Origin of the sequence: Cellulomonas carbonis (assembly GCF_014636275.1) — a bacterium.
Classification (GTDB): Bacteria; Actinomycetota; Actinomycetes; order Actinomycetales; family Cellulomonadaceae; genus Actinotalea; species Actinotalea carbonis.
On sequence record NZ_BMEB01000001.1, the window covers coordinates 431,739 to 457,869 of the forward strand.

The window sequence follows — 26,131 nt, forward strand, 5'->3', positions numbered from 1 at the left end:
CGCGTCGCGGGGGAGCGACAGCGCGGACGTGTCGGCGGGGTGGGCTACCGTCGCGGCGTGACCTCGACGCTCTACCGCAACGGTGTCGTCCACTCGCCCGCGGACCCGTTCGCGGAGGCGGTGCTCGTCGCGGACGGCCGCGTGGCCTGGCTCGGCGCCGAGGACAGCGTGCACACCGTCCTGGACGGTGCGGACGAGGTGGTCGACCTGGACGGCGCCCTCGTGACCCCCGCCTTCGTCGACGCGCACGTGCACCTGCTCGAGACGGGTCTCGCGCTCGGCACGGTGGACCTCGGCGTCGGCGCGGGTGTCCGGTCGCTCGCGGACGCGCTCGACCTCGTCGCCGCCGCAGCCCGGCGGACGGAGGGCGGCGTGCCGGTCCTCGGGCACGGCTGGGACGAGACGGCCTGGCCCGAGGGGCGCCCGCCCACGCGTGCGGAGCTCGACCGTGCCTCCGGCGGCGCCCCGGTCCACCTCATGCGGGTCGACGTCCACTCGGCCGTGGTCTCGACGGCGATGGCGCACGACGCGGGGTGCGTCGGGCTGCCCGGCTGGCGCGAGGACGGCCTGCTGACAGGGCAGGCGCACGAGCGCGCACGCGCGTCGACCCGGGACGTCGGCGACCTCGCGCGCGAGGGCCTCTACCGGCGAGCGCTCGGCGCCGCCGCGGCGGCGGGCGTCGTCGCGGTCCACGAGCACAGCAGCCCGTCGCTCGACACCCGCGTGGGCCTCGCCCTCGCGCTCGCGCTCACCGCCGACGCCGGTTCCGCGCTGCCGCTCGTCGTCGGGTACCGCGCCGAGGCGTGCCGCACGGTCGAGGACGCGCGCGAGCTGCTCGCGGCCGTGCCCGGTCTGACCGGGATCGGCGGCGACCTGACGGTGGACGGCTCGCTCGGGTCGCGCACCGCGGCGCTGCGCGAGCCCTACGCCGACGCACCCGGCTCGGGGGCGCTGTCGCTCGACGCCGACGCGGTCGAGGCGCATCTCCTCGCCGTCACGGCCGCAGGGGCGCACGCCGCGTTCCACGCGATCGGGGACCGGGCGCTCGACGCGGTCCTCGCGGGCACGGCGGCCGCCGCCGCGGGACCCCTGGGCGTGCGCGTACGCGGCGCGGGCCACCGGGTCGAGCACGCGGAGCTGCTGGACGACGACGGCGTCGCCCGCCTCGCGTCGCTCGGCCTGACGGCGAGCGTCCAGCCCGCGTTCGACCACCGCTGGGGTGGCCCGGACGGCATGTACGCGCAGCGCCTCGGCCGTGCACGGGCGGCACGCATGAACCCGTTCGCGGCGCTCGCTGCCGCCGGGGTGCCGATGGCCCTCGGGTCGGACTCGCCGGTGACACCCCTCGACCCGTGGGGGGCGGTGCTCGCCGCCGTGACGCACCGGACCCCGGAGCACCGGATCTCCGCCCGGGCCGCGTTCCGCGCGCACACGCGTGGCGGCTGGCGGGCCGCGGGCCTCGACGGCACGGGTGCGGGTGAGGTGCGCCTCGGCGCGCCCGCCCACCTCGCCGTCTGGGAGGCCGTGAGCCTCGCGGTCCAGGCGCCGGACGCGCGTCGCGCGTGGTGGAGCACCGACCAGCGCGCCGGCACGCCGTTGCTCCCCGAGCTGGGGGCGGACGTCCCCGCCCCGCGGTGCCTCCGGATGCTGCGCGACGGGGTCGTCGTGCACGACGCCCTGGGGTAGGTGGCCGGCCGACGGTGCGGTCCCGCTGCGCCGACCGGGTGAGCTGACGGTCGACGGTGCTGCGGTGCCTGGCTGCGCGGTGAGCGGTCGTCCGACGCCGTGTCGGTGCGCGGCCGCCGTCCGGCGAGCGGTCCGACGGCCGCAGGCGGACCCAGGGGACGACACGCCGGACGACACGCCGAGACCGCGATGGGACACGCCGTCCAGAGCAGGCGCCGTGACCAGCGAGAACGGCGCTGACCTGGACCAACGGCCCCTTGACTGGTTCCCGGGAGTCGCTATGTTCGCCGTGTTCCCCCCGCAGATCGCGGCGCCGCTCGCGCGGCGCGCTCATGACGGAGGGCGCCGGCTGGGCCCGCGTGTTCAGTAGACAACGGACGACGACCTCCGGGACGACGTCCGGTCCGAAGGACACGCGGGCCTACCGCCCGGTGGCCCCCGCCGGGACGTGCCGGTGTCTCGGCCGGCCTCGTCCGCAGGAGGGGCTCCCACCCCCGGGTGCTTCCTCCCCAGCGACGCACGGGACGGCCACCGGGGAGGACATCCACGATCGCGCGCGTGCCGGTGCCGTCCGGTGCGTGCGGATGCGCGCGTGGGCGTCGCGGGCGGCACGGGTAGCCTGAGCCGGTGCTCCAGCCCACGCCGCGCCGCCTCACGACCGTCGTCGCGGCGATCGTCGGCGGCCTCGCCACCGACGCCGCGTTCCCGGGTCTCGGGCTCTGGCCGCTCGCGTTCGTCGGGGTCGCGCTGCTCTTCCTCGCGCTCGGCCGGGACTCGGCGCGCTGGAACGCGCTCATCGGCTTCCTCTTCGGCCTGGCGTTCTTCCTGCCCCACATCGCCTGGGCCGAGTACGCGGTCGGGCCGGTGCCGTGGTTCGCGCTGTCGATCGCGGAGGCCGGCTTCGTCGGCCTGTTCGCGGCGGGGTGGTCGTGGGCGCGCCGCGGCGCCGCGATCCGCCACCGCGCCCACCTCCAGGTGCCGACGTTCGCGATCCTGTGGGTGGGCGTGGAGGAGCTGCGCTCCGTGTGGCCGTTCGGCGGGTTCCCGTGGGGTCGGCTCGCCTTCTCCCAGGCCGACGCGGTGACGGCGCGGTGGGCCTGGGCCGGGGGAGTGCCCCTGCTGTCCGCGGTCGTGGTGGTTGCCGGGGTGTGCCTCGCGCTGGCCGTCCTGGCCGTCCGGCGGCTGGACCTGGGGACCGCGAGTGGAGCCGTCCTGGTCGGCCTCGCCGTCGTCGGTTCGGGACTCCTGGTCCCTCTCGACACGCGGGCGGAGGAGGGGACCCTCGCGGTCGGCGCCGTCCAGGGCAACGTGCCGAACCGGGGCCTGGACTCCTTCGCGCAGGAGCGCGAGGTGCTCGAGAACCACGTCGCCGGCACCGAGCGCCTCGCCGACGAGGTCGGGTCGGGGACCCTGGACCTGGTCCTGTGGCCGGAGAACGGCTCGGACGTCGACCCGCGCGTGGACGAGGGGGCTCGACGCGCCGTGGACCGTGCGGCCCAGGCGGTCGACGCCCCGGTGCTCGTCGGGACGCTCGAGTACCCGTCGACCGGCGGGCGGTACAACGTCGCGCTGCTGTGGGACCCGCAGGAGGGGCCACTCGCCGCGTACGCGAAGCAGCGCCCGGCGGCGTTCGCCGAGTACGTCCCCATGCGCGAGATCGCCCGCCGGTTCTCCGACGCCGTCGACCGAGTGCGTCGCGACATGCTCCCCGGCGACGAGGTGGGCCTCGTCGAGGTGCCCTCGGAGCGCCTGGGCAGGATCGTGCCGATCGGGGTGGGGATCTGCTTCGAGGTCGCGTACGACGGCATCATGCGCGAGGGCGTTCGGGCCGGTGCCGAGATCGTCGTCGTGCCCACCAACAACGCGACCTTCGGCGTGACGGACGAGTCGACGCAGCAGCTCGCGATGTCGCGGATCCGAGCGATCGAGCACGGGCGCGCGACGGTCCAGGTGTCGACGGTCGGGGTGAGCGCCGTCATCACGCCCAACGGTCGGGTGACGCGCAGCACGGACCTGTTCACGGCCGACACGATGGTCGCCGACCTGGCGCTGCGCACCGGACTCACGCCGGCGACGCGCTACGGCGACGTCGTCGCCTGGACGTTCCGCGCTCTCGCGGTCGTCGTCGTGGTCGCCGGCGCGGCGGGCGCGGCGCGGCTGCGTCGTGAGGCGTCCGCGGGACGACAGCGTGCCGCCGGTCCGCGCGCGACGTCCCGGCAGCCCGCGGTCCGCTGAGGCACGGGGTCTGGCCAGTGCATCGGCCGTCGACCGGCTGACTCGCCCTCGTCGTCGGGCGGCCCGGAGATCGGCCGTCGACCCGGTCGGTCAGCCGGTCGCAGAGACGACGGGACGGCCGCCACGTGTCGTGGCGGCCGTCCCGTGTCGTGGCGGCTGCGCGTGCGCAGCGCACGCGTGCGCTGCTGGGTTCAGGCGGAGCGGCGGAGCTTGCCTGCGCGAAGAAGCTCGAGCCGCTCGGCGAGCAGGTCCTCGAGCTCGCTCACGGTGCGCCGCTCGAGGAGCATGTCCCAGTGCGTGCGCGGGGGCTTGCCGGACTTGGGCTCGGGCTTGCTGGCGTCCCGCAGGAGCGCCTCCTTGCCGCATCGGCACTCCCACACGACGGGGACGTCGGCCTCCGTCGAGAACGGGAGGATGATCGTGTGCCCGTCGGGGCAGTCGTAGTACGCCTGGAGCCGAGGAGCGAACTCGACGCCCTGCTCCGACTCCATGCTGTTCGCGCCGATGCGCATACCCCGCAGGGATCGGTCAGCCATGGTGAGGCCTCCGTTCTGGCGGCTGGCGAGCGCGGAGGTTGCCGCGCTCGGAGAGTGGTCCAACTGGCACAACGTCCCGGTCCGGTCCGGTGTTCCGCCCGTCCGTGAAGGTCCCGTGAACGTCTCGCCGTGACGGTGATCACGTCGTCGTCGTGGGTGCAGGTCCGCCGGTCCGGACCGCTCCTCACACTCTCGTGACCCCCTCGGAGCCGCAACTCGTGCGGTCCGGGTCAGGAACGCCTCTGGTGCTGCGCCAGCACGACGCCGTCGGTGAACATCACGCCGTCGGAGAACCGCGCCTCGACCCGCCCGCCGCCGAACTGCTCGGCGTGCAGCCGTGCGTACAGCCCACCACGGGCGAGCAGCTCCTCGTGGTCACCCTGCTCGACCACGCGACCGTCGTCGACGACGAGGATGACGTCGGCGTGCCGGATGGTCGACAGGCGGTGGGCGATCGCGATCGTGGTGCGACCCCGCATCACCTCGGTGAGCGCCTGCTGGACGAGACGCTCGGACGCGGTGTCGAGCGCCGACGTGGCCTCGTCCAGGACGAGGATGCGCGGGTCCTTCAGCAGCACGCGCGCGATCGCGAGCCGCTGCTTCTCGCCGCCGCTGAGCCGGTAGCCCCGCTCACCGACCGTGGTGGCGTAGCCGTCGGGCGACGACGCGATCCGGTCGTGGATGTTGGCGGCACGGGCCGCCTCGACGAGCTCGGCGTCGGTCGCGTCGGGACGTGCGTAGCGCAGGTTGTCCGCGATGCTCGCGTGGAACAGGTACGGGTCCTGCGTCACCATCCCGACGACGTCGGCGAGCGACCCGAGGGCGATGTCGCGGACGTCGGTCCCGTCGATGCGCACGGCGCCGCGGTCGACGTCGTACAGGCGGGGCACGAGGTTGCTCAGCGTGGTCTTGCCCGCGCCGGACGGCCCGACGAAGGCCGCCAGCGAGCCCGCGGGGATCCGGAACGAGACGTCACGGACGGCCCACGGGCGCCCGGGGGACCCGGGCGGGCCGACCGGGGTCTCGTCGGCACGGCCGGGGTCGGCGCCGTCGGACGACGTCGTCCGCGCCGTGACGTCGGCTCGAGCGCCGCCGCCGGGGTGCGACCCGGGCGCCACGCCGTACGCCATGAGGGCCCCGCGACCGCCGCCCATGCCGCCACCACCGGTCCCGCGAGGAGCGGGCGGGGGTGCGCTGAGACGTGGGGGAGGGGGATAGGCGAACCACACCCCGTCGAGCTCGACCTCGCCCCGCACGGTGCTCGGGTCGAGCGCGACGGCGTCGGGACGGTCGGCGATCGCGGGCACGAGGTCGAGGTACTCGTAGATCCGGCGGAACAGGGCGAGCGACGTCTGGACGTCGAGCGCGACGCGCATGAGCGACAGCATGGGCATGAGCAGCCGCGCCTGCAGGGTCGAGAACGCCACCAGGGTCCCGGCGGAGATCTCCGCCCCCGCGTCGATCATGAGGCCCGACGCGAGGTAGACCAGGGCCGGCGTGATGGCCATGAACGCGGTCACGACGCCGAAGAAGCCCTGACCCGCCATCGCCTGCTTGACCTGGAGCTCCGCCTGGCGCTCGTTCTCCTCGCGGTACCGCGCGACCTCGGCGTCGGCCCGGTTGAAGACCTTCGACAGGAGGACGCCCGAGACGCTGAGCGCCTCCTCCGTGATCGCGGTCATGTCGGCGAGCGACTCCTGCGTCCGGCGCGCGAGGACCTGGCGCCGGGCACCGACACGCCGCTGCAGCACGATGAAGAGCGGCATCAGGGCGAGCGAGATGACGGTCAGCTGCCAGGACAGGAGCACCATCGCGACGAGGGACGCGACGACCGTCACGGCGTTGGACAGGATGCTCGCCGCGGTCGTGGTGAGCACCGAGCGCACGCCGCCCACGTCGTTCGCGAGGCGCGACTGGATCGACCCCGTCCTCGTCGCCGTGAAGAACGCGAGCTCCATGCGCTCGAGGTGCTCGAAGAGCCGTGCACGCAGGTCCGCCATGGCCCGGTTGCCGACCGTCGTCGTCAGGTAGGTCTGGCCCACACCGATCCCGGCGCTGAGCAGCGGCACCGCGACCATCGCCGCGACGAGCAGCGTCAGCAGCCGGACGTCGACCCCCGAGCCGTCCGCCGGGAAGAGCGCGCGGTCGAAGACCGCCTGCGTGAGGAAGGGGAGAGTGATGCCGAGCCCGGCGCCGACCACGATGGTGACGGCGACGAGCGCGAGGCTGGCCCGGTGCGGGGCGAGGAGCCCGCCGATCCGCCGCAGGAGGGCGCGCGTGTCCGAGGGCACGGGCACGGTCGTGGCGGCGGGCGTGCCGCCCGGGCGGTCGCCGGCGGGGGAGCTCTCGGCGGGGGAGCGTCCGGCAGGCATCACGCCCGGCCGTCGAGGAAGGCCTCGAGCGCCTCGACGACGAGCGCGTGGTCCTCGGCCTGGGGGAGTCCCGACACGGTCACGGTCCCGACCGGGCCGACGTCGCGCACCGTGAGCGGGAAGGACCCGCCGTGCGCGGCGTACTCCTGCACCGCCAGCCCGCTGTCCTCCTCGAACGTGCGGCCCTTGAGCCTGCTCCGCAGACCGACGAGGAAGGACGGCGCGCCGAACCGGTCGACCACGCGGCTCTTGCGCTCGACCCACGTGTCGTTGTCCGGCGTCGTCCCGGGCAACGACACGTGGAACAGGACGTGCCCGTGCCGGCGGACGTCCACCGTGACGGGCAGCCGGCGCTCCCGCGCCATCTCGACCAGGAGGATGCCCAGGCGGAAGGCGTCGTCGTTGTCGAACCGGGTGAGCTGCAGGCGGGCCTGCTGCTGCTCGACCTCCGCCACGAGGTGGGCTGCCGACGCGCCGGGCGTCGCGCCCGAGGCGTCGTCGTGAGTGTGGTGCTTCTCGTGGTGCGTCATGGGACCTCCTGGGGACAGCCTGCCGTACCCCACCGACACGGGCTCGCGCTGCTCACGCACCACGCTCGACACCACGCTCGGCACCACGCTCGACACCGTGGCCGGCGGCCCCGGGCCGCGCGTCGTAGGCGCGGAACGCGGGCTGCGCGAGCGTGAAGAGCAGGACACCCACCACGCACGCGAGCCCGCCCGCCAGCGCTGCACCCGCCTCGCCCACCGCTGCGCCGAGGCCACCGAGCACCGCGTCGCCCAGGCGCGGCCCGCCCGCGACGACGACGATGAACACCCCCTGGAGGCGTCCACGCAGCGCGTCCGGTGTCGCGGCCTGCAGGATCGTGGTGCGGAAGACGGCGCTGACCGTGTCGAACGTGCCGGCCAGGACCATGCACGCCGTCGCGGGCCACAGGGTCCAGTGCGCGCCGCCACCGGGCACGGGCCCGGGTGCGAGCGCCACGACGACGCCGAACGCCGCGACCGACAGCCCCCAGCCGACGACCGACACCAGCACTGCCGTGCCCTGCCGGTGGACGCGGCCCAGCGGTCCCGAGAAGACGCCCGCGAGGATCGAGCCCGCCGCGATGCCCGCGGTCAGGACACCGACGGTCGTCGCACCGCCGCCGATGAGGACCGCCCCGATGGCCGGGAACAGCACGCGTGGCATCGCGAGGACCATCGCCGTGAGGTCGACGACGAACGTGCCTCGCACCACGGGCTCGCCGCGCAGGTGGCGCAGCCCCTCGAGGACCGACCGCAGCCCTGCGCGCCGCACGACGCCCTCGGGCGGCAGCGGCGGCAGCGCGACGAGCGTCGTCAGCGCGACCCCGAGCATCACGACCTCGACCGCGTACGCGGGCCCGTACCCCGCCCAGCCGACGAGCACGCCGCCGAGCAGGGGGCCGACGGTCATCGAGATGCCGCCCGAGAGGCTCGCGAGGGCGTTCGCGGCGGGCAGCAGGGGCAGGCCGACGAGCCTCGGCACGATGGCCGAGCGGGCGGGGGAGTTGATCGCGAACAGGCCGTTCTGGACCGCGACGAGGACGTAGAGGAGCCGGACGTCCTCGACGCCGGCGAACGCCTGGGCCGCGAGCCCGAGCGACACGACCAGGAGGCCCGCGGCCGTCGCGACGACGACGGTCCGGCGGTCGTGCGCGTCGACGACGGCGCCGCCGTACAGCCCGAGCAGCACGAGCGGCAGGAAGCCGACGAGGCCGACCAGGCCGACGCTCGCCGTCGAGCCGGTGATGTCGTACACCTGGAGCCCGACGACGACCGTGGTCAGCGCCGTCCCGATGCCCGAGAGCGACGTGCCGACCCACATCCGCCGGTACGGCGCGCTGATCCTCAGCGGTGTGAGGTCCATGAGGAGCTGGGGCACCCGGACATCATCGGGCCACCGACGACGTGACGCCGCCCCGCATCGGAACGATTCGACCGTGACGTCCGCCACGGAGCGCCCAGCGCTCGTGCCCGAACGCGACGACGGGGTCCCGACGACCTCGTCGGGACCCCGTCGTACGCAGTGCTCAGGAGATGGGCGGGTAGTCGGGCTCGCCGTCGCACGTGATCACGAAGCTGATGTCCTTGCCGGGCGTGATGTAGCCGTCGACCGCGTCGTCGAGCGTGGAGTAGCCCGTGCCGGCCTTGACGTAGACGAACAGCGCGTCGCCGACCCAGTGCGACATGTGGCCGTCCTCGAACTCCTCCTTGGAGCACGTGACGTCGAAGCCGTACTGCTCGGTGAGCATGGCGGCCCAGGTCGCCGCGGAGTGGGTCGCGGGCTGCACGGGCGGGGCTGCGGCGGCCGGGCCCGCGAGGGCGCCGACGGCGACGGCGGTCGTTGCGAGAGTCGTGACGACGGTCCTGGTGCGTGACATGTCTCTGTCCTTCCGGGGGGGCTTCGTCGGTCCTCGGGGCCGGTGGTCTACCGGTATGTCCGATTCGCCCACGTTAGACCTCGGCATGCGTGGGGCCGGAAGCGCCGGGGCCACTTTTCACCCGATCGACCACGGTGGACCCGGTACGCCGATAATGGACATTATGTCACTACGCCTCAGGCCCGGGCCTGCCCCACCGTCCCGACCGCCCCACTCGCGGGCCGCCATGTCTCGTTCATCAGGAGTTCACCGTACGCTCGGACGATGAACCGTCGGCCGCTCCCGTTCTCCGCCGCGGTGCTCGTCGGCGTCGTGGGTCCGTTCGCGTTCGCTGTCGTGCACCTGGTGAACGCCGTCACGCTCGAGAGCCGGCTCCTCGACATGGACCGTGAGAACAACCTGCCGACGTGGTTCTCGAGCAGCCTCTTCCTGCTCGCCGCGGTCGCCTGCCTCGGGGCCGCCGGTCAGGCGGAGCGCCGCACCGGACGTCTCGGCTGGCTGGTCGTCGCGCTGCTGTCCTTCGCGTTCAGCGTCGACGAGGTCGCCTCGGTGCACGAGGAGGCCGGGCGACGTCTGGGCGCCGAGACGACGCTCTCGGTCGCCCAGCCGCTCGCTGCGGTCACCGTGCTCGTCCTCCTGCTCGTCGTGGCCCACGCGGTCGGGGCGCCGGCCCGTCGACCGCTGAGACTCGCCGGAGGGGTCCTGCTGGCCTCGCAGGTCACCGCCACCGTGGCCGGTCTGCTCGTCGACGGGACCGGCCGCTTCCTGCTCGAGACCGCCGAGGACACGACCGAGATGCTCACCGCGACGGCGCTGCTCGCCGCCGCGCTCGTGGGTGCCGGCGTCCGGCTCGACCTGCGCCCCTCGTCGGTCGGGCACGAGCTGCGGAGCTGGGCGGCGGCCCGCGACGCCGAGCCCGCGGAACCCGTGCACGCCTGGCGTTCCTGACCCGCCGACCTCGTCGTCGCCGTGTCCCGGCGCACGGCCCGAGGGCTCACGACGGCGGTGGTACCACGACCGGCCGAACCCACCGGACCTCGGCCACACCCGGCCGCCGCGGAGCCGGGACCCGCTCCCCCGTCCGCACGAAGCCGACCGCGGCCGCGAGCCCCTCCGCGCCGTCCCCCTCGGGGACCCACGCGGTGACCCTGGCGGCTCCGTCAGCGCCGGCAGCGTCGACGGCCGCGCGCACGAGGGCCGCTCCGTGCCCCGACCGACGGTGGCTCGGGTCGACCCACAGAGCCAGCACGTGCCGCTCGTCGGCAGGCGCCCCGGGCTCGACGACGAGCTGGACGAGCCCGACGTCCTCCCCTGCCTCCTCGGCCACCCACCACGGTGCTCCCCGCAGGCGCATGCGCCAGTGCTGCTCACGGAAGGTCGTCTCGCGGGCGAGGGCCCAGCCGTAGATCTCGGGCTCACCCGTCACGGCGCGCAGCCGCGCGTCGCGCAGCCGCTCCCACTCGTCCTCGTCGATCCGTGCCACGCGCATCCGGTGAGCGTCCCAGCCCTCGTCCCCGCGTCCGCCGAGGCGCGCCGCGTGGGCACGGGACCCGAGAGGCTCGTCGAGTGACACGAGGGCTCCCCTCCGTGTCGGGCGGGCCTGTGGAAGGCTCTCCCCCATGTCCGACGCATCGACGCCCGAGCCCACGCCCCAGCCCGAACCCCGCCCCGACGTGCGCGAGCGGTGGTGGTGGACCGGTACGTTCCGGGCCGTCCTCGGCGGCGCCGTGGTGGGCTACCAGTGGCCGGTGATCTCCCGCGGTGAGGCGGTGCCGCTCACCTGGGTCGTCGCGGGTCTCGGTGCGGTGGTCGCGGTCTGGGGCCTCTGGCTGCTCGTCACGGCCTACCGCGCGCGCTCGGCACCGCCCACGCCCCGTCGCTGAGCGCCCGCCACCGAACGGCCGCCGCTCCACCCCGTCGCTGAGCGCGCGCGCTGAACGGCCTGGCGCGCCGGTCCTGCACGGGACCGGCGCGCCGGGGCGTCGTCAGGGGCGGCACCGCCCGGTCGTCGTCAGGCGACGACGAGCACCAGGTCGCCGCCCTCGAGCTGCTGGACCGGGCCGATCGCCAGGCGCTTGACCGTCCCGGCGACGGGCGTCGTGATGGACGCCTCCATCTTCATCGCCTCGATGGTCGCGACGACCTGGCCGGCCTCGACGTGCTGACCCTCCTGCACGACCGGGCTCACCGCGCCGGCGAACGGTGCGGCGATGTGGCCGGGCGTACCGGGGTCGGCCTTCTCGGTGGCGGCCTGGTCGACCTCGACGCCGCGGTCGCGCACCTGCAGGGGCCGGAGCTGCCCGTTGAGCGTGAACATCACGGTCCGGAGGCCCCGCTCGTCGGGCTCCCCGACCGCCTCCATGCCGACCAGGAGCCGGACACCCTTGTCAAGGTGCACCTCGACCTCGGTCGCCGGCTTCATGCCGTAGAGGTAGCGGACGGTGTCGAGCACGCTCACGTCGCCGTAGGTGGCCCGGACGTGCTCGAAGTCCTTGGTCGGCCCGGGGAACAGCAGGTGGTTGAGCCGGTCGCGCCGCTGCGCGGACGTCCCGGCCAGCTCGGCGCGGTCCTGCTCGCTCAGCCGCACCTGCTGGCGCTGCGTCGTGCGGCCCTGGAGCGCTCGCGTCCGGAAGGGCTCGGGCCAGCCACCGGGCGGGTCGCCCAGCTCACCGCCGAGGAAGCCCACGACCGAGTCGGGGATGTCGTACTCCCGCGGCTCGCGGGCGAAGTGCTCGGGGTCGGCACCGCGCGCGACGAGGTGCAGCGCCAGGTCGCCGACGACCTTGCTCGACGGGGTCACCTTGACCAGGCGCCCGAGCAGACGGTCGGCGGCGGCGTACATCGCCTCGATGTCCTCGAACCGGTCCCCCAGGCCGAGGGCGACGGCCTGCTGGCGCAGGTTGGACAGCTGCCCGCCGGGGATCTCGTGGTCGTAGACACGGCCGGTGGGCCCGGGCAGACCGGACTCGAACGGCGCGTAGACGCGGCGCACGGCCTCCCAGTAGGGCTCGAGGTCGCACACCGCACGCAGGCTGAGGCCCGTGTCGCGCTCGGTGTGCTCGAGGGCCGCCACGAGGGCCGAGAGCGACGGCTGACTGGTCGTGCCGGCCATCGCGGCGCTCGCGGCGTCCACCGCGTCGACGCCCGCGTCGACGGCGGCCAGGAGTGTCGCGAGCTGGCCGCCGGCCGTGTCATGGGTGTGCAGGTGCACGGGCAGGTCGAACCGCTCGCGCAGGGCCGCAACGAGCGTGCGCGCGGCCTGGGGCCGGAGCAGCCCGGCCATGTCCTTGATCGCGAGGACGTGCGCCCCGGCCTCGACGATGCGGTCGGCGAGCCGCAGGTAGTAGTCGAGGGTGTAGAGGTCCTCCCCCGGGTCGGTGAGGTTGCCCGTGTAGCACAGCGCGACCTCGGCGAGGGCCGTCCCGGTCTCCCGGACCGCCTCGATCGCCGGACGCATCTGCTCGACGTCGTTGAGGGCGTCGAACACCCGGAACACGTCGATCCCGGTCGCGGTGGCCTCCTCGACGAAGGCGTTCGTGACCTCGGTCGGGTACGGCGTGTACCCGACGGTGTTGCGTCCGCGGAGCAGCATCTGGAGTGCGACGTTCGGCAGGGCCTCGCGCAGCGCGGCGAGGCGGTCCCACGGGTCCTCGCCGAGGAAGCGCAGCGCGACGTCGTAGGTCGCGCCGCCCCAGGCCTCGACGCTCAGGAGGCCGCTCGTGGTCCGCGCGACGTACGGCGCGACGGCAGCGAGGTCGTACGTGCGCACACGCGTCGCGAGCAGCGACTGGTGCGCGTCGCGGAAGGTCGTGTCGGTGACGGCCACGGCCGTCCGCGCCCGCAGGTCGGCGGCGAAGGCCTCCGGCCCGAGCTCGAGGAGCCGCTGGCGGCTCCCGTCCGGGGCGGGCGTCGACAGGTCGACCGCGGGAAGCTTCGCCTGCGGCTCGAGCATGCTCACCGGCGACCCGTGCGGTCGGTTGACGGTGACGTCGCCCAGGTACGCGAGCAGGCGCGTACCGCGGTCAGCGCTCTCCTTGCCCGCGAGCAGCTCGGGTCGCTCGTCGATGAACGACGTCGCGATGTTGCCGGCCACGAACTGCTCGTCGTCGAGCACGGCCTGCAGGAACGGGATGTTGGTCCGGATCCCGCGGATGCGGAACTCGGCCAGCGCACGCCGGGCGCGACGCACCGCCGTCGGGAAGTCGCGGCCGCGGCACGTGAGCTTGACGAGCATCGAGTCGAAGTGGCCGGAGATCTCGGCACCCGCCGACGCCGTCGCACCGTCGAGCCGGACCCCCGCCCCACCGGGCGACCGGTACGCGATGATCCGGCCCGTGTCGGGACGGAAGCCGTTCGCGGGGTCCTCCGTCGTGATCCGCGTCTGGAGCGCCGCGCCGTTGACCCGCACGGTGTCCTGGCTGATCCCCAGGTCGGCGAGCGTCTCGCCCGACGCGATCCGCATCTGCGCCTGGACGAGGTCGACGTCGGTGACCTCCTCGGTCACGGTGTGCTCGACCTGGATGCGCGGGTTCATCTCGATGAAGACGTGCTTGCCCGCGCGCTCGCCCTCCGTGTCGAGCAGGAACTCGACGGTGCCGGCGTTCACGTAGCCGATGCTGCGCGCGAACGCGACCGCGTCGCGGCACAGCGCGTCCCGCACCGCCGGGTCGAGGTTCGGCGCCGGGGCGATCTCGATGACCTTCTGGTGCCGCCGCTGCAGCGAGCAGTCGCGCTCGAACAGGTGGACGACCTCGCCCGAGGCGTCGGCGAGGATCTGCACCTCGATGTGCCGAGGCCGCAGCACGGCCTGCTCGATGAACACGGTGGGGTCGCCGAAGGCGCTCTCCGCCTCGCGCATCGCCGCGCGGAGCGAGTCCGGCAGCTCCTCGCGGCGGTCGACGCGCCGCATACCGCGCCCGCCGCCACCTGCGACCGCCTTGACGAAGACGGGGAACCCGATCTCGTCGGCGGCCGCGACGAGCGTGTCGACGTCGGACGACGGGTCGGACGACGCGAGGACCGGGATCCCGGCCTCGCGCGCTGCGCGCAGCGCAGTCACCTTGTTGCCCGCGAGCTCGAGGACCTCCGCGGGCGGTCCGACGAAGGCGATGCCGGCCTCGGCGCACGCCCGTGCGAGGGCCGGGTTCTCCGACAGGAAGCCGTAGCCCGGGTAGACCGCGTCAGCACCGGCCTCGCGTGCGACGCGGATGATCTCCTCGATGTCGAGGTAGGCCCTGACCGGGTGCCCGGGCTCCCCGATCGGGTACGCCTCGTCCGCCTTCAGGCGGTGCTCGGAGTTGCGGTCCTCGTGCGGGAAGACGGCGACGGTCCGCGCGCCGAGCTCGTAGGCGGCGCGGAACCCGCGCACAGCGATCTCGGCTCGGTTGGCCACGAGCACCTTGGAGAACACAGGCTCACCTCACGGTAGGCAGGGGGTGGCAGCACCGTATCGACTGGTGACGCGGGCGCACCCGCCGTCCGCCTCGCGGACGGCGGGTCACGCGTCGAGGTCGGCTGCCGAGGGTCGTGTCAGGATCGCACGCGCGACGACGCGCGCGCCCGGGTCGTGCTGGGGTGGGCCGACGGCGTCAGCCGGCCGTGCGCGAACGGCGCCGCTCGGCGAGCTCGTCGACGCCGGCGTGCTGCGTCACACCGTCCTCGGCCCGCTCGGTCGGGAGCTCGGCGAGGGTGCCCTCGACCTCGCGCCACACCCGGCCGACGGCGATCCCGAACACGCCCTGGCCGCCCTGGACGAGGTCGATCACCTCGTCGGCGGAGGTGCACTCGTAGACGCTGGCGCCGTCGCTCATGAGCGTGATCTGCGCGAGGTCGTCGACGCCGCGCTCCCGCAGGTGTCCCACCGCGGTGCGGATCTGCTGGAGCGAGACGCCGGTGTCGAGGAGCCGCTTGACGACCTTGAGGACGAGGATGTCGCGGAAGCTGTACAGACGCTGGGTGCCCGAGCCGGTCGCCGGACGGATGCTCGGCTCGACGAGACCCGTCCGCGCCCAGTAGTCCAGCTGCCGGTAGGTGATCCCGGCGGCGCGGCACGCGGTCGGGCCGCGGTACCCCGTCGTGGTGTCGAGGTCCGGCAGCTCGTCGCCGAAGAGCAGACCCTGCGCGCGCTGCGGAACCCCCGCTGCGCTCTCGACCGACTCCCCGGTGCCGCTCACGGCAACTCCCCTCGTCCGTTCCCCACCGTCATCCGCTCACCGCGGTGGCGGGAGGTTCACCGGTCACGCTAGGGGTGCTGGTCAGGAGCGTCAACGACGCTCCCCGCGACACGCGGGACGGCGTGTCGCTCCCGCGTGTCTCAACCTCAGGTCGAAGGTGAATCATGACGGTCCGGCGCCCGGTGGGCCCGGGTCCTCCCCCGTCACGAAGTCGTCGGCGCTGACCTGGTCGAGGAACGCCCGGAACTCCTCGACCTCGTCCTCCTCGGCCCGCTCCTCGACCGCGAGGCCCGACTCCGCGAGCACCTGCGGGGCGCACAGCACGGGGCTGCCGGTCCGGACCGCGACCGCGATCGCGTCCGACGCGCGCGCGTCGACCCGCTCGCCGTTGTCGAGGACGAGGGCCGCGTGGAACACGCCGTCGACGAGCGCGACGACCTCGGACCGGACCACCTCGACGCCGGTCGCCGCAAGGGTGGACACGAGCAGGTCGTGCGTCATCGGACGCGGCGGGACGACGCCCGCCTGGCCGGCCGCGATCGCGGTGCCCTCGGTGAGCCCGACCACGATCGGCAGGAGCCGACGCCCCTCGAGGTCCAGGAGCAGCACGACGACCTGGTCCAGGGGCGCCTGCCTGCGCACGCCCAGGACCTCGAGCTCCACCAGGTCGTCGTCGCTCACGCCTCCACGCTACGTCCGATCGCGCCCGAGCGACACGCCGGGCACCCCGGCCTGTCCCCGCACCGGCACGGGCACGTCCACCCGGGGCCCGGCGGGCTGCGCCGCCCACCACCCGGTCCCGAGGAGGCCCCTCAGGGTGCGAGCCCGGCGACGCCCGCGCGCACCATCGCGGTGTGCAGCCGGCCGCACAGCTCGCCCACCTCCGCCGCGAGTGCCGACGCCTGCGCCTGCGCCGTGAGGGCCCGCTGCCCGCGCAGCGGCGCGACGATCTGGTCCACCACGGAGACCTGCCGGTCCGCCGCGGCGCGGAAGGACCGCAGGTGCCGCACGTCGACGCCGTGCTCGGCGAGTGCGGCCGCCGTCGTCACGACCTCGCGGGCCCAGGGGTCGAGGTGGCCCGAGGCGGACGTGCCCAGGACCCCCCCGTCGACCAGCGCCCGCACGAACGCCTCATCGACCCCCGTCTCCTCGGCGAGCTGCTCGGCCGTGTACCGCGCCCGGGCCCCGCTGCCGGTGCGCTCGCCGTCGCTCGCCGCGAGGCGCGGACCGACCTGCTCCGCGCTGCGACCGGAGTCGAGCTCGGCGAGCTGCTCGCCGATCACGCGCAGAGGGAGGTAGCGGTCACGCTGCTGCCGCAGGACGTAGCGGATCCGCTCGACGTCGGCGGGGCTGTACTGGCGGTACCCGCCGGGCGTCCGGCGGGGCTCCACGAGGCCCTGCTCCTCCAGGAACCGGAGCTTGGACGGCGTGACGGTCGGGAAGTCCGCGCTGAGGTCGGCGAGCACGTCGGAGATCCGCATGGTCGGCTCGCGCGACACGCCGTGCGGCCACGGCTCGACCAGCACCGGTCCACCGGGCGCGACGGCCCCGCGGTCGGACGACGCGACGGCCCGGTCAGCCGCTCCGGCCGCCGAGCCGCGGCTCACGACGCGGCGCCCGGGGCCGTCCCGTCCGCACCCGCCGACCGGGAAGGGCTCGGGTGGAAGGTCATCCGGAACTTGCCGATCTGGACCTCGTCACCCGGACGCAGCAGCGCCTGCTCGATCCGGGTCCGGTTGACGTACGTGCCGTTGAGCGAGCCGACGTCACGCACCACGAAACCCTCGGTCTCACGCACGAACTCGACGTGCTTGCGGGACACGGTGACGTCGTCGAGGAAGATGTCGGCGCTCGGGCTCCGGCCCGCGACGGTGCGGTCGGCGTCGAGCAGGAAGCGCGCACCGGCGCTCGGCCCGCGCTGCATGATGAGCAGCGCCGACGTGCTCGGCAGCGCCGCGACGGCGGCCTTCTCCTCGGCGCTCAGGCCGACGGGCGGTGCGTCGTGGTCGACCGGGACGACGACACCCTCGCCGAACGACATCGTCGTGTCGGCCGCCGCCCACTGCTGCTCCGACCCGTCGTGTGCGGTCATCGTTCCTCCTCGCGTCGCTGGGCCGGCCGGCTCGCCGCCGTGCAGGCACACAGCCTATGCACTCCCCGTGACCATCGGCAGCCCGTCACCCGTCCTCCGCATCCGGGGCCGGGGTCGCGAACCGGGGCTCGCTGACGTCGCGCGTCGCGTCGACCGCGACCGTCTCGGCGGCGCGCAGGTCCGCGGTCCCGCCCGCGTTGCGGACCTGGGCCATCGCGCCACCCGGCATGTCGAGCGCGGGGATGATCGTGTCCGGGTCGCCGATCGCCCGCCAGCGGTACGGCGCCCGGGCCTCCGTCCCGTCGACCACGACGCCGTCGGGCCCCTCGACGACGTAGCTCGACGCCGTCAGGCGCAGGTCGTTCAGCTGGACGGCCTCGGCGCCCGCGTTCCGGAGCTCCTCGAGCACGTTGTACAGCGTCGACGCGGGCACCGAGCCGTCCGGGTCGCCGATGTTGACGAGCACCCCGGGTCCGGTCGCCGGCAGCCGGCCGGCGAGGATGCCCTGGACCTCGGCGCGCGCCCGGGCGGCCTCGCGCGCGGCGCGCTCGGTGTCGGTGCCCGTGACGAGCTCGGCGCGCTGGGCCCGCAGGGACGCGGCCTCGTCCTCGAGCTCCTCCGACCGCTGCGTGACCTCGTCGAGGATCCGGACCAGCTCGTCCTGGCGCAGCGACGCGAGGCCCTCGGACCGGTTCTGCTGCACCTGCACGACGAGCGCGAAGCCGAGCAGACCGGACAGCAGCGCCACCGTGAGCTGGGCCCGGGTGGGACGGGGCGCGAGCGCACGCCCGATGCGTCGCCACGAGTGCGCGACGGCGGGCAGCGCCTGCGGCGGCGGCCCGGGCGACGACGCACGCACACCTCCCGTCGCGTCGACCTCAGGGGCGTCCGGGACGGGTGCGTGGCCCCCCTCGGGGGTGTCCGGGACGGGCGCGTCGGGCGTGGGGCGCGCACCGGCCCCGGCCCCGCCGTGCCCGGGAGGCCGCACGTCGCCGTCCCCGTCGTGACGTCCGTGGTGTGCAGCCGTCATGCGCGGAACAGGTGACGCCGGATCGCCGCCGCGTTGGAGAAGATCCGGATGCCCAGGACGACGACGACGGCGGTCGACAGCTGGGTGCCGACGCCCAGCTGGTCGCCGAGGAAGACGATGACCGCCGCGACGACGACGTTCGACAGGAACGACACGAGGAACACCCGGTCGTCGAACGTCCCGTCCAGCAGCGCCCGCAGACCGCCGAAGAGCGCGTCGAGGGCGGCCACCACCGCGATCGGGAGGTACGGCTGGAGGACCGTCGGCACCGTGGGCTCGAGGAGGAGCCCGACGAGTGCGCCGACGACGAGTCCCAGCAGCGCGATCATGAGGTCCCTTCCTCCGGGTCAGCACCCGACGATGTCACAGCGGGCGCCGCGGTCGCGTGCCGCAGCACCGTGGAGCCTGCTCCGGGCAGCTCGAGGTCCTCCGCGGCGCGGACCCTCGACGTGATGCCGTACTCGCTCGCGAGCACGCTGAGGTGCGCGGCCGCGCTCGAGCGCGCGAAGCCGGTCTGGAGGGCCCGCGGGTCGCCGACGGCCTCGACCCGGTACGGCGGCGAGAGGGGGGTCAGGTCGACGAGGATCGCCTCACCCGCCCCTCGGATCGCGCTCAGGGCGGTCAGCCGCTGGTCGTTCACGGCGACCGCCTCGGCGCCCGCAGCCCAGAGCCCGTTGACCACGAGCTGGACATCGAGGTCCTGCACGCGCTCCTCGGGGTCGAGCTGCCGGTCGTCGCGCACCTCGGGGTCGTCGAGCTCGACGACCACGCCGTCCCCCCGCACGGGCACCGCGCCCGACGCGAGCTCGAAGCGCTCGAGCTCGGCGACGAGCCCCGGGTCGGAGACGCGCAGCGCCTCCTCCTGCAGCGCCGCGATCTCGGCCCCCACGCGCTGGTTGGCGGCGGCGAGCTCCTCGGCCTCGCGCGTGCGCTGCGAGATCTCCTCCAGCAGCAGGGTGCGCCCCTCGAGGGCGGCGGGCTGGGGCGCCCGCAGCGTCGCGACGCCCGCGACCAGCAGCAGCCCGAGCGACCCGGCGACGAGGAGGTGGAGCGCGTCCCTGCGCACGCGCGCGCCCCGGGTCGGCGCACGCACGTCGTCGCGCTCGGCGGGCGCGAGCGCGACGGGCCGGTACATGACCTCGCCCAGCAGCTCCATCGACGCGTCACGCTCGGGCGGGCCCGGCTCGCGCGACGACGGACGGGGCTCGACGTGCTGCGGTGCGGCGTGGGACGCCCGGTGCGGGGCCGCGTGGGAGGACCCGCCCGGAGCCCGGTGCGAGCCCCGCGTGCCGTCGCGGTCGGGCGTCACGCGGTGGCCCTCCGGCGGCGCAGCTCCGTCCACGCCTGCCAGACGTAGACGCCCCCGGCGAGCCAGTACAGGCCCATCCCCCACCACGCGAACGCCCAGCCGACGACGCCCGCCACGAGGCCGACCGTCCCGGACCACTCGGCGAGCAGCAGGAGCGGGAAGGCGTAGAGCAGGGCGAACGTGCCGGACTTCCCGACGACGTGCACCGGGAGGGGGCCGACGTGCGACGCCATGAGCACCGCGAGCACGACGACGAGCAGCAGGTCGCGGCCGACCACGGCCACCAGCAGGCCGGTCGGGACCACGTCGCGCGCGGTCAGGACGACGAGCGTCACGAGGATGAACAGCCGGTCCGCGGCCGGGTCGAGGAGCTCGCCGAGCCGTGACTGCTGGCCGAGCCGCCGCGCGAGGGTCCCGTCGAGCCAGTCCGTGGCGCCGGAGAAGGCCAGCACGCCGAGCGCCCAGGCGTCCTCGCCGCGCAGCAGCAGGACCGCGAAGACCGGGACCAGGAGCAGCCGGACCGCGCTGATGACGTTCGGGAGCGTGAGGACCCGTGACGACACCTGCGCCGCAGCGCCGGGCCCGTCGGCCGGCGTGCCCACCTCGGTCACCGGTCCCCCGCTCGTCCGTCGTCCACGCCGCGGCGACGTGCCGGGCGCTGCGACGATCCTACGGGTGGCGTCGCGGCGCACCGGGCACCTCGGTCCCGTCCGCAGGGCGCGTCGGTGCCATGCTGGGGCCATGCTCGAGCTCCTCACCGCGACCGGACTCGCGACCGCCTCGGGCCTCAACGCCGGGCTCCCGCTGCTCCTCCTCGGCGCGCTGGCGCGATGGACTGACCTGGTCGCTCTCCCCGCGGGCTGGACGTGGCTCGAGCAGGACTGGGTCCTCGTCGTGCTCGCCGTTCTCGTCGTGCTCGACGTCGTCGCCGACAAGGTGCCGGGCCTCGACAGCGTCAACGACCTCGTGCAGACCGTCGTCCGGCCCACGGCGGGCGGTCTCGCGTTCGGCGCCGGAGCCGGCGCCGAGACGCCCGCGGTCACCGACCCGTCGACGTTCACGGACGTCGCGACCTGGGTGCCCGTGGTGGTGGGTGTCGTGCTCGCGCTCGTCGTGCACGGCGCGAAGGCCGTCGCGCGCCCGGTGGTCAACGCGAGCACGGGGGGCGTCGGCGGACCCGTCGTGAGCGTCGTCGAGGACGTCACGAGCGTCGTGCTCACCCTCGCCGCTGTCCTGGTCCCGGTCCTCGTGGTCGTCGTCGTCGGGCTCGCCGTCTGGGCGGCCGTCCGGCTCATGGGACGCCGACGACGGCGTCACCGGCCGGGGCAGCCCGGGCTCCCGTCCGGCGACCGCACCGCCTCCCCACCGGGCCACGGCCCCCGACCCCTCGAGGAGCGATGATGCGCTTCGGTCTCCACACCGGCTACTGGTCCGCCGGCCCACCGGCGGGTGCGCAGGAGCTGGTCCTCGAGGCCGAGCGCCTCGGCCTGGACTCGGTGTGGACCGCCGAGGCGTACGGCTCCGACGCCTTCACGCCGCTCGCGTGGTGGGGCGGCAGGACGTCGCGCATCGGGCTGGGAACCGCGGTCGCCCAGGTCTCGGCGCGCACCCCCACCGCGACCGCGATGGCGGCGCTCACGCTCGACCACCTGTCGGGTGGCCGGTTCACCCTGGGGCTCGGCGTCTCCGGCCCGCAGGTCGTCGAGGGCTGGTACGGCCAGCCCTACGCGCGGCCGCTGGCCAGGACGCGCGAGTTCGTCGACGTCGTACGGCAGGTGCTGCGCCGAGAGGGGCCGGTCCGCGCGGCGGGCGACTTCTACTCGCTGCCGCTCGAGGGCGGCACGGGTCTCGGCCGGGCCCTGCGATCGACCGTCCACCCGCTGCGGAGCGACCTGCCGATCCACCTCGCGGCCGAGGGGCCCAAGAACGTCGCCCTCGCGGCCGAGGTCGCGGACGGCTGGCTGCCCCTGTTCTACGCGCCGAGCGTCGACGGCTTCTACCGCGCGGCCCTGGCCGAGGGCTTCGCGCGCCGCGGGACGGACCTGCGCGCACCCGAGGAGTTCGAGGTCGCCGCGACCGTGCCCGTCGTCATCGACGACGACGTCGAGCGGGCGGCCGACGTCGTGCGGCCCTTCATCGCCCTCTACGTCGGCGGGATGGGTGCGAGCACCGCGAACTTCCACCGCGAGATGATCGAGCGCCTCGGGTACGTCGACGCGTGCTCGACGGTCGCGGACCTTTGGACCCAGGGGCGGCGGGACGAGGCGGCCGCGGCCGTGCCGACCGCGATGGTCCAGGACGTCGCGCTCGTCGGCCCGCCGTCGGCGATCGCGGACCGGCTCGACGCGTGGCGCGAGACGGTCGTCACGACGATCCTCGTGCAGGGCGACCTCGCGGCCGTCCGGACGGTGGCGGCGCTCCAGGACTGACGCCGTGGGTCCCGCGCGCCGTGCGCACGTCAGTGCAGCGCGCGCGACCCGGGCTCGGTGAGGCGCAGCCAGCGGTAGCCGTACCCGTCGAGCGGGACGTCGACCCGGCCGTCGCCGCCGATGCGCACCTCGCCGTCCTCGAGCAGGTCGACCAGGCGGTGGTCGCCGTCGACCTGATCGGGAAGGCGCAGCGGGACGACGACGGGCTCCGGCCCCAGGTTGTGCAGCGTGACGACCGTGTTCTCGTCGACCGAGCTGCGCAGCGCGACGACCGCGTCGTGCGGCTGCTCGAGGACGTCGAGCGGGGCCCAGCCCATCTCGGGGCACTCGCGGTACCGCTGCACGAGCGTCGAGACGAACGACAGGAGCGAGTCGGGGTCGCGGCGCTGGTGGCTCACGTTGACGAACTCCGGGCCGAAGCCGCCGCTCGGCACAGGCCGCACGAGGCGCGACGGGCGGGCGGTCGAGAAGCCGCCGTTCTCCTCGGCGGACCACTGCATCGGCGTCCGGACCGACCGGCGCCCCTCGACCTCGAGGTTCTCGGCCATGCCGATCTCCTCGCCGTAGAACAGCGTCGGGGTGCCCGGGAGCGCGAACATGAGTGAGTAGACCAGTCGGACACGGCGCGGGTCGCCGTCGAGCATCGACGGCACGCGACGGCGCAGGCCCCGCCCGTACAGCTGCATGTCCTCCTCGGGACCGAAGGCCGCGAACACCTCCGCGCGCTCGTCCTCGGACAGCTTGTCGAGCGTGAGCTCGTCGTGGTTGCGGACGAACGTCGCCCACTGGCAGTCGGTCGGCAGCTCGGGACGTGCGCTCAGGGCCTCCAGGAGCGGGCGGGCGTCCTGCCGCGCGAGCGCCAGGTACATCGCCTGGTTGCCGACGAAGTCGAACAGCATCGTCAGCTCGTCGCCGTGCCCGTCGCCGAAGTACGTCCGGGCGTCCGGGTAGGGGAGGTTGACCTCACCGAGCATGATCGCGCTGCCCGAGCGGCGGGTCACGAACTGCCGCAGCGACCTCAGGTAGGCGTGCGGGTCGGCATACCGCGTCTGGTCCTTCTCGTCCATGCCCACCGTCTCGATGAGGTACGGCACGGCGTCGACCCGGAACCCCGAGATGCCGAGCTCGAGCCAGAACCCCATCATCTTCGCGATCTCGTCGCGGACCTTCGGGTTGGCGACGTTGAGGTCCGGCTGGTGCTTGTAGAACCGGTGCAGGTAGTACTCCCCCGTCTTGTCGTCGAGCTCCCAGATGCTGTGCTCCTGGTCGGGGAAGACGACCTCGGACGACGTGTCCGGGGGCGCGTCCTGGCGCCACACGTAGAAGTCGCGGAAGGGGTTGTCCGTGCTCTTGCGGGCCTCGACGAACCACGGGTGCCGGTCGGACGTGTGGTTGACGACGAGGTCGACGATGACGCGCATGCCGCGGTCGCGCGCGGTCCGCACGAGCTCGACGACGTCCCCGAGCGTGCCGAGCCGGCCGTCGACGCCGTAGCCGTCGGTGATGTCGTACCCGTCGTCGAGGTTGGCCGTCGGGTAGAACGGCATGAGCCACAGGCACGTCACCCCCAGCTGCGCGAGGTGGTCGATGCGCTGCGCGAGGCCCGGGAAGTCGCCGACCCCGTCGCCGTCCCAGTCCATGTACGTCTCGACGTCGAGGCAGTAGATGACCGCGTTGCGCCACCAGAGGTCGCTCGTGTCGGTGATCTTCACGCCGCACCTCCCACCGAGGCCCGCAGCGCAGGCAGGACCTCGGCGCCGAACGCGTCGACGAACGCGTCCTGCTGCGGGCCGACGTGGTGCAGGTAGATCTCGTCGAAGCCGAGCCCGGCGTACTCCGCGAGCCACTCGGCGTGCCGGCCGAGGTCCGACGACACGCGCACCGCCGAGTGCACGTCGTCGGGCCGGACGAACGCGGCGGCCTTCTCGAAGGCCTCGGGCGTGTCGAGGTCCCACGGCAGGGGCGGCGAGAACACGTTGGTCCGCCACTGCTCGAACGCGAGCCGCTCGGCCTCGGCCTGGTCGGGTGCCCACGACAGGTGGACCTGGAGCGCGACCGGACCGCGTCCGCCCGCGTCCCGGTAGGCGGCGACCATCTCCCGCAGGACGTCGTGGGGCTGGTTGATCGTGATGAGCCCGTCCGCCCACGCCGCCGAGCGCCGCGCCGTCGCGACGGTCACCGCGGGCGCGACGAGGGCGGGCGCCACCTCGGGCAGCGTCCACAGCTGCGCGCGGTCCACCCGCACCAGGCCGTCGTGGGTGACCTCCTCCCCCGCGAGGAGCCGGCGGATCACGTCGACGCACTCGACGAGCCGCGCGTCGCGGAGCTCCTTGCGCGGCCACGGTTCACCCGTGACGTGCTCGTTCATGTTCTCGCCCGAGCCCAGGGCCGCCCAGAAGCGGCCCGGGAACATCGCGCCGAGCGTGCCGATCGCCTGGGCGACGATCGCCGGGTGGTAGCGCTGACCCGGTGCGTTCACGACGCCGAAGCGCAGGTGGGTCGTCGCGAGCGCGGCGCCCAGCCACGACCACGCGAAGGCCGACTCCCCCTGCATGGTGTTCCACGGGGCGATGTGGTCCGAGCACATGGCCGCCTCGAACCCGGCCTGCTCGGCGCGCTGGACCGCGCGCAGCAGCGCCGTGGGGTGGACCTGCTCGTGGGAGGCGTGGAAGCCGAAGATCGTCACGGCCTCCTTCCTACCCCGGGCCGTGCGGCGGCGCCTCCCGGGGGCGGGCGCTGCGGACGTCGTCGCGCGCGGCGCGCCGCACCCCGGCAGACTGCCGGACGTGGAGACGACACCCGCCCGCACGTCGAGCCGACCGCACTGGGCAGCACGCGCCGAGGACGCGCTGCACGCCCGCCTGAACGCCACGCTCCTGGCGCGCGGATGGGTCCCGCGCGTCGAGCCCTACACGGGCTACGGGGCGCCCGGCTGGGTCCGCGTCATGGCGCGATCGGTCCTCGCCGCTCCGGGGACGGCCGCGTCCGAGGCCGCCGAGCGCGACACCGCGTCGGCGGACCGGAGCGTGCGGGGCTGGCGGAGCTTCGTCACGGCCCAGCTGCCCGGCGCCGAGGTCACGGTCCGGGTCGGGGACCGGGTCCACGTCGTCGAGGCCGACCGCGGCGGGTACGTGGACGCGGCGGTCGACGCCGACCTCGAGCCCGGCTGGCACGAGATCACGCTCGAGCTCGGGGGCGCCTCGGTGGCCGCTCCCGTCCTCGTCGTGGCGCCCGACGCGGAGCTCGGCATGGTGAGCGACATCGACGACACCGTGATGGTCACGGCGCTCCCCCGCCCGCTGCTCGCGGCGTGGAACGCGTTCGTGCTGCACGAGAACGCCCGGCGCGTCGTCCCCGGCATGGCGGGCATGTACCGCCGCTGGACCGCGGCCCACCCCGACGCGCCGACCTTCTACCTGTCGACCGGGGCCTGGAACGCCGCTCCCGCGCTGCGCCGCTTCCTGCAGCGCCACGGGTACCCGCCCGGCCCGCTCCTGCTCACGGACTGGGGGCCGACGAACACCGGCTGGTTCCGCAGCGGGCAGGCGCACAAGCACGCGACCCTGCGTCGCCTGCTCGAGGAGTACCCGGGCATGCGCTGGTTCCTCGTCGGCGACGACGGCCAGCACGACCCCGAGATCTACGGCGAGCTCGCGCACGACCACGGCGACCGGGTCCACGCCGTCGCGATCCGACAGCTCTCCCCGACCGAGCAGGTCCTCGCGCACGGCACGACCGAGCCGCTCGAGCGGGTGCGGCGCGTCGCGACCGAGACGACCACGGTGACGGGGCCGGACGGCAACGCCCTCGCGCTGGCGATGATCGACACGGGGCTGCTCGAGGTCGAGCCGCCCCGCTGACGCGC

24 protein-coding genes are annotated in these 26,131 nt (G+C 74.6%); 7 read left to right on the plus strand and 17 right to left on the minus strand.

Going from position 1 to position 26,131, the window contains the following annotated elements; all coding sequences use genetic code 11:
• The first annotated feature begins 57 nt into the window (after window positions 1-57).
• Both IEV86_RS01975 and lnt read left to right on the plus strand, forming a co-directional pair.
• Window positions 58-1,686, plus strand: a complete 1,629-nt coding sequence (locus IEV86_RS01975; RefSeq protein WP_043604102.1) for an amidohydrolase — start codon at window positions 58-60, stop codon at window positions 1,684-1,686.
• Window positions 1,687-2,313: 627 nt separating this feature from the next.
• Window positions 2,314-3,921, plus strand: coding sequence for an apolipoprotein N-acyltransferase (gene lnt / locus IEV86_RS01980; protein WP_052425976.1), 1,608 nt, complete (start codon window positions 2,314-2,316; stop codon window positions 3,919-3,921).
• A 191-nt stretch (window positions 3,922-4,112) separates the two neighbouring features.
• Here the strand turns inward: lnt and IEV86_RS01985 are convergent, their stop codons facing one another.
• The 5 genes from IEV86_RS01985 to IEV86_RS02005 form a co-directional block, all read right to left on the minus strand.
• The gene (locus IEV86_RS01985; protein ID WP_043604054.1) at window positions 4,113-4,457 is read right to left on the minus strand and encodes an RNA polymerase-binding protein RbpA; all 345 of its coding nucleotides are present in this window, start codon (window positions 4,455-4,457) and stop codon (window positions 4,113-4,115) included.
• Window positions 4,458-4,687: 230 nt separating this feature from the next.
• The gene (locus IEV86_RS01990; protein WP_081978575.1) at window positions 4,688-6,829 is read right to left on the minus strand and encodes an ABC transporter ATP-binding protein; all 2,142 of its coding nucleotides are present in this window, start codon (window positions 6,827-6,829) and stop codon (window positions 4,688-4,690) included.
• A complete protein-coding gene (locus IEV86_RS01995; RefSeq protein ID WP_081978576.1) occupies window positions 6,829-7,359 on the minus strand; it encodes a heme-degrading domain-containing protein in 531 nt (176 codons plus the stop codon). Before IEV86_RS01995 ends, IEV86_RS01990 begins: the two co-directional genes overlap by 1 nt.
• A 52-nt stretch (window positions 7,360-7,411) precedes the next feature.
• Complete coding sequence (locus IEV86_RS02000) at window positions 7,412-8,734, minus strand: MFS transporter (RefSeq protein WP_081978565.1); 1,323 nt, start codon at window positions 8,732-8,734, stop codon at window positions 7,412-7,414.
• 148 nt (window positions 8,735-8,882) lie between these two features.
• Window positions 8,883-9,233, minus strand: coding sequence for a hypothetical protein (locus IEV86_RS02005; protein ID WP_043604057.1), 351 nt, complete (start codon window positions 9,231-9,233; stop codon window positions 8,883-8,885).
• A 264-nt stretch (window positions 9,234-9,497) separates the two neighbouring features.
• Here IEV86_RS02005 and IEV86_RS02010 point away from each other — a divergent pair, with 264 nt between their 5' ends.
• Window positions 9,498-10,181: a DUF8692 domain-containing protein gene (locus IEV86_RS02010; protein ID WP_043604059.1), complete on the plus strand. Its 684-nt coding sequence runs from the start codon at window positions 9,498-9,500 to the stop codon at window positions 10,179-10,181.
• 46 nt (window positions 10,182-10,227) lie between these two features.
• Here the strand turns inward: IEV86_RS02010 and IEV86_RS02015 are convergent, their stop codons facing one another.
• Window positions 10,228-10,722, minus strand: a complete 495-nt coding sequence (locus IEV86_RS02015; protein ID WP_043604113.1) for a GNAT family N-acetyltransferase — start codon at window positions 10,720-10,722, stop codon at window positions 10,228-10,230.
• Window positions 10,723-10,852: 130 nt separating this feature from the next.
• Here IEV86_RS02015 and IEV86_RS02020 point away from each other — a divergent pair, with 130 nt between their 5' ends.
• A complete protein-coding gene (locus IEV86_RS02020; protein ID WP_043604062.1) occupies window positions 10,853-11,116 on the plus strand; it encodes a hypothetical protein in 264 nt (87 codons plus the stop codon).
• A gap of 128 nt (window positions 11,117-11,244) precedes the next feature.
• Here IEV86_RS02020 and IEV86_RS02025 read toward each other — a convergent pair whose 3' ends face one another.
• The 9 genes from IEV86_RS02025 to IEV86_RS02065 all read right to left on the minus strand — a co-directional run bounded on the left by IEV86_RS02025 (window position 11,245) and on the right by IEV86_RS02065 (window position 20,448).
• Window positions 11,245-14,643: a pyruvate carboxylase gene (locus IEV86_RS02025; RefSeq protein WP_043604063.1), complete on the minus strand. Its 3,399-nt coding sequence runs from the start codon at window positions 14,641-14,643 to the stop codon at window positions 11,245-11,247.
• Window positions 14,644-14,821: 178 nt separating this feature from the next.
• Entirely contained in the window at window positions 14,822-15,406 is a 585-nt protein-coding gene (locus IEV86_RS02030) for a MerR family transcriptional regulator (protein ID WP_043604066.1), read from the minus strand.
• Window positions 15,407-15,568: 162 nt separating this feature from the next.
• Complete coding sequence (locus IEV86_RS02035) at window positions 15,569-16,087, minus strand: bifunctional nuclease family protein (RefSeq protein WP_229734437.1); 519 nt, start codon at window positions 16,085-16,087, stop codon at window positions 15,569-15,571.
• A gap of 131 nt (window positions 16,088-16,218) precedes the next feature.
• Window positions 16,219-16,932 (minus strand): transcriptional regulator FtsR, encoded by a 714-nt coding sequence (gene ftsR, locus IEV86_RS02040; RefSeq protein WP_052425985.1) that lies wholly within the window; start codon window positions 16,930-16,932, stop codon window positions 16,219-16,221.
• Window positions 16,933-17,009: 77 nt separating this feature from the next.
• Window positions 17,010-17,498: an FHA domain-containing protein gene (locus IEV86_RS02045; RefSeq protein WP_052425978.1), complete on the minus strand. Its 489-nt coding sequence runs from the start codon at window positions 17,496-17,498 to the stop codon at window positions 17,010-17,012.
• An 85-nt stretch (window positions 17,499-17,583) separates the two neighbouring features.
• On the minus strand, window positions 17,584-18,528 hold the full coding sequence (locus IEV86_RS02050) for a DUF881 domain-containing protein (protein ID WP_081978568.1): 945 nt from the start codon (window positions 18,526-18,528) through the stop codon (window positions 17,584-17,586).
• Complete coding sequence (locus tag IEV86_RS02055) at window positions 18,525-18,857, minus strand: small basic family protein (RefSeq protein ID WP_043604068.1); 333 nt, start codon at window positions 18,855-18,857, stop codon at window positions 18,525-18,527. Before IEV86_RS02055 ends, IEV86_RS02050 begins: the two co-directional genes overlap by 4 nt.
• Complete coding sequence (locus IEV86_RS02060) at window positions 18,854-19,837, minus strand: DUF881 domain-containing protein (protein WP_052425980.1); 984 nt, start codon at window positions 19,835-19,837, stop codon at window positions 18,854-18,856. Before IEV86_RS02060 ends, IEV86_RS02055 begins: the two co-directional genes overlap by 4 nt.
• Window positions 19,834-20,448 (minus strand): CDP-alcohol phosphatidyltransferase family protein, encoded by a 615-nt coding sequence (locus IEV86_RS02065; RefSeq protein ID WP_052425981.1) that lies wholly within the window; start codon window positions 20,446-20,448, stop codon window positions 19,834-19,836. Before IEV86_RS02065 ends, IEV86_RS02060 begins: the two co-directional genes overlap by 4 nt.
• Before the next feature lie 130 nt (window positions 20,449-20,578).
• Here IEV86_RS02065 and IEV86_RS02070 point away from each other — a divergent pair, with 130 nt between their 5' ends.
• Both IEV86_RS02070 and IEV86_RS02075 read left to right on the plus strand, forming a co-directional pair.
• The gene (locus IEV86_RS02070; protein ID WP_081978570.1) at window positions 20,579-21,238 is read left to right on the plus strand and encodes a DUF4126 domain-containing protein; all 660 of its coding nucleotides are present in this window, start codon (window positions 20,579-20,581) and stop codon (window positions 21,236-21,238) included.
• Complete coding sequence (locus IEV86_RS02075) at window positions 21,238-22,266, plus strand: LLM class F420-dependent oxidoreductase (protein ID WP_043604070.1); 1,029 nt, start codon at window positions 21,238-21,240, stop codon at window positions 22,264-22,266. The genes IEV86_RS02070 and IEV86_RS02075 overlap by 1 nt, the downstream gene beginning before the upstream one ends.
• Window positions 22,267-22,295: 29 nt before the next feature.
• On the opposite strand, the gene IEV86_RS02080 is transcribed toward IEV86_RS02075, so the two are convergent.
• A complete protein-coding gene (locus tag IEV86_RS02080) occupies window positions 22,296-23,978 on the minus strand; it encodes an alpha-amylase family protein (RefSeq protein WP_043604072.1) in 1,683 nt (560 codons plus the stop codon).
• The gene (locus tag IEV86_RS02085; protein ID WP_043604074.1) at window positions 23,975-24,952 is read right to left on the minus strand and encodes a TIGR03885 family FMN-dependent LLM class oxidoreductase; all 978 of its coding nucleotides are present in this window, start codon (window positions 24,950-24,952) and stop codon (window positions 23,975-23,977) included. The genes IEV86_RS02080 and IEV86_RS02085 overlap by 4 nt, the downstream gene beginning before the upstream one ends.
• Before the next feature lie 100 nt (window positions 24,953-25,052).
• Here IEV86_RS02085 and IEV86_RS02090 point away from each other — a divergent pair, with 100 nt between their 5' ends.
• Window positions 25,053-26,126, plus strand: a complete 1,074-nt coding sequence (locus IEV86_RS02090) for an App1 family protein phosphatidate phosphatase (protein ID WP_043604133.1) — start codon at window positions 25,053-25,055, stop codon at window positions 26,124-26,126.
• The last annotated feature ends 5 nt before the right edge of the window (window positions 26,127-26,131 follow it).

Excerpts from the sequence above, each read along its gene's own strand:
- IEV86_RS01985 (WP_043604054.1), bottom strand. The coding sequence starts at position 4,457 with ATGGCTGACCGATCCCTGCGGGGTATGCGCATCGGCGCGAACAGCATG.
- IEV86_RS01990 (WP_081978575.1), bottom strand. The coding sequence starts at position 6,829 with ATGCCTGCCGGACGCTCCCCCGCCGAGAGCTCCCCCGCCGGCGACCGC.
- IEV86_RS01995 (WP_081978576.1), bottom strand. The coding sequence starts at position 7,359 with ATGACGCACCACGAGAAGCACCACACTCACGACGACGCCTCGGGCGCG.
- IEV86_RS02005 (WP_043604057.1), bottom strand. The coding sequence starts at position 9,233 with ATGTCACGCACCAGGACCGTCGTCACGACTCTCGCAACGACCGCCGTC.
- IEV86_RS02010 (WP_043604059.1), top strand. The coding sequence starts at position 9,498 with ATGAACCGTCGGCCGCTCCCGTTCTCCGCCGCGGTGCTCGTCGGCGTC.
- IEV86_RS02015 (WP_043604113.1), bottom strand. The coding sequence starts at position 10,722 with ATGCGCGTGGCACGGATCGACGAGGACGAGTGGGAGCGGCTGCGCGAC.
- IEV86_RS02020 (WP_043604062.1), top strand. The coding sequence starts at position 10,853 with ATGTCCGACGCATCGACGCCCGAGCCCACGCCCCAGCCCGAACCCCGC.
- IEV86_RS02045 (WP_052425978.1), bottom strand. The coding sequence starts at position 17,498 with ATGACCGCACACGACGGGTCGGAGCAGCAGTGGGCGGCGGCCGACACG.
- IEV86_RS02050 (WP_081978568.1), bottom strand. The coding sequence starts at position 18,528 with ATGACGGCTGCACACCACGGACGTCACGACGGGGACGGCGACGTGCGG.
- IEV86_RS02055 (WP_043604068.1), bottom strand. The coding sequence starts at position 18,857 with ATGATCGCGCTGCTGGGACTCGTCGTCGGCGCACTCGTCGGGCTCCTC.
- IEV86_RS02070 (WP_081978570.1), top strand. The coding sequence starts at position 20,579 with ATGCTCGAGCTCCTCACCGCGACCGGACTCGCGACCGCCTCGGGCCTC.
- IEV86_RS02075 (WP_043604070.1), top strand. The coding sequence starts at position 21,238 with ATGCGCTTCGGTCTCCACACCGGCTACTGGTCCGCCGGCCCACCGGCG.